The 2358-nt window shown below is 75.4% G+C and carries 2 protein-coding genes; both read right to left on the bottom strand.

The annotated features are described in order from the left end of the window. Positions 1–89 precede the first annotated feature (89 nt). Entirely contained in the window at positions 90–1490 is a 1401-nt protein-coding gene (locus G3I53_RS26735) for an FAD-dependent oxidoreductase (RefSeq protein ID WP_164337105.1), read from the bottom strand. A gap of 43 nt (positions 1491–1533) precedes the next feature. After that, positions 1534–2358, bottom strand: an 825-nt coding sequence (locus tag G3I53_RS26730) for a DUF4349 domain-containing protein (protein WP_164438856.1), incomplete at its 5' end; no start/stop codon positions are given.

The following is a 2358-nucleotide window of genomic DNA, read 5'->3' as shown; positions in this document are numbered from 1 at the left end:
CTGCCCGGTGACGCGGGCGGGGCGGCGGCCGGCCGGAGCAGGGCGTCCGGGGGGCGGGCGTCCGAGGGCGGGCGTCCGGGGGGTCGTCGTCACCGGCCGGCGGCGCGCAGCTTCGACGTGGCCTTGCGCGCCGCCACCTGCACCGGGTCCCAGGTCGGGGAGAACGGCGGGGCGTAGCCGAGGTCGAGGGCGGTGATCTGCTCCACCGTCATCCCGGCCGTCAGGGCGACCGCGGCGGTGTCCACCCGCTTGCCCGCGCCCTCGCGCCCGACGATCTGCACGCCGAGCAGGCGCCCGGTGCGCCGTTCGGCGAGCATCTTCACGGTCATGGGGGAGGCGCCCGGGTAGTAGCCCGCCCGGCTGGTCGACTCGATGGTGACCGCCTCGAACCGCAGCCCCACCCGCAGGGCGTCCTTCTCGCGCAGACCGGTGCGCGCGATCTCCAGGTCGCAGACCTTGCTGACCGCCGTGCCCACCACACCGGGGAACGTCGCGTAGTCGCCGCCGGCGTTGGCGCCGATGATCTGGCCGTGCTTGTTGGCGTGCGTGCCCAGCGGGATGTGCCGTTCCTGGCCGGAGACCAGGTCGAGCACCTCCACGCAGTCGCCGCCCGCCCAGATGTTCTCCTGGCCGCGCACCCGCAGGGACCGGTCGGTGAGGAGCCCGCCGTGCTCGCCCAGCGGCAGGCCCGCCGCCCGTGCGAGGCCCGTCTCGGGCCGGACGCCCATCCCGAGCACGACGACGTCCGCCGGGAACTCGGCGTCCTCGGTGGTGACCGCCCGCACCGTGCCGTCGTCCCCGGTGAGCAGCCCGGTCACCTCGGCGTCGTTGACCATGGTGATGCCCATGCCCTCCATGGCCCGGCCCACCAGCTCCCCCATGTCCGGGTCGAGGGTGGCCATGGGCTGCCGGCCGCGGTTGACGACCGTCACCTCGTAGCCCCGCTTGATCATGGCCTCGGCCATCTCGACGCCGATGTAGCCGGCGCCGACCACCACCGCGCGGCGGCCGCGCGTGCGGGACAGGGTGTCGAGCAGCGCCTGCCCGTCGTCGAGGGTCTGCACCCCGTGCACGCCGGGGGCGTCGATGCCGGGCAGGTCCGGACGGACCGGCCGGGCACCCGTCGCGATCACCAGCTTGTCGTACGAAGTCCAGGACTCCGCCCCGGAGTCCACGTCCCGCGCGCGCACGCGGCCCCCGGCGACGTCGATCTCCGTGACCTCGGTGCGCAGCCGCAGGCCGATGTCCCGCGCGCGGTGCTCCTCGGCGGTGCGGGCGATGAGCCGGTCGCGTTCCGGCACGTCACCGCTGACCCAGTACGGAATGCCGCACGCCGAGTAGGAGGTGAAGTGGCCGCGTTCGAACGCCACGATCTCCAGCTCGTCCGGGCCCTTCAGCCGGCGGGCCTGGGACGCCGCGGACATCCCCGCGGCGTCACCGCCGATCACGACCATCCGTTCCCGCGCACCGCGCCCCTGACTCGTGTTCATGCCCCCACGCTACGGGGACCGGAGCGCGCGCCGGGCCGCCGGTTCAGTCCTCGTCACCGGGCCGCTGCGGCCCGGCGCCCGGACGGGTGACCGGCGGGGCCGTCGGGAGCGGACCCGGGACGCCGGGGGCGGCGGGCGCGGGCGCGGGCCGGCGCCGCAGGAGCGGACGGACGGCCTTGCGCCACAGCAGCGCGAGCAGCGCGGCCATCACGGCGAACGGCAGAATGGCGCCCAGCCCGACGGTGACCCAGCGCAACAGGGTGAGGAACGCGTTCCAGCCGCCCGCGAGCGCGTCCAGGAAGCCGGGATCGTCGTCCTCGCCGGCCTCCTCCTTCACGGGCTTCTCGGACAGGGTCAGGGTGAGGGTGGCCAGGCTGGTGCGGTCCTTCAGGGACTCCTGCTGGGCGAGCAGGGCCTCCAGGTCGGCCTGACGGGTGCTCAGCTCGCCCTCCAGGGTGACCACGTCGCTCAGCTTCGTGGCCCGGTCCATCAGCTCCCGCACCCGCGCCACGCTGGCACGCTGGGTCTTGATCCGGCTCTCCACGTCGACCACCTGACCGGTGACGTCCTCCGCCTTCGCGGTGCGCCGCACCAGGGTGCCGGTGCCCTCCAGTCCGGACAGCACCCCGGCGTACTCGGCGACCGGCACCCGCAGCACCACCCGCGTCCGCTCGTGGCCGTCGCCGTCCCGGTTCGTGGTCTCGTCGCCGATGTAGCCGCCCGCGTTCTCGGCGGTGGTGCGGACCTCCTCCAGCGCCTTCGGGACGTCCTCGACCCGCACGGTCAGGGACGCCGTGCGGATGACGTGGCTCGCGGCGGGCCGCGGCGGGGCCGCCGACCGCGCGGCGTCCGGGGCGCCGCCGGGCGC

This window comes from Streptomyces sp. SID14436, from assembly GCF_010548465.1.
Classification (GTDB): domain Bacteria; phylum Actinomycetota; class Actinomycetes; order Streptomycetales; family Streptomycetaceae; genus Streptomyces.
Note: the sequence above shows the minus strand (reverse complement) of the source record. Positions and strands in the feature narration are given on the sequence as shown.

Bases quoted from the DNA above. Each gene is read 5' to 3' on its own strand.
- G3I53_RS26735 (WP_164337105.1), bottom strand. From the start codon at position 1,490: ATGAACACGAGTCAGGGGCGCGGTGCGCGGGAACGGATGGTCGTGATC.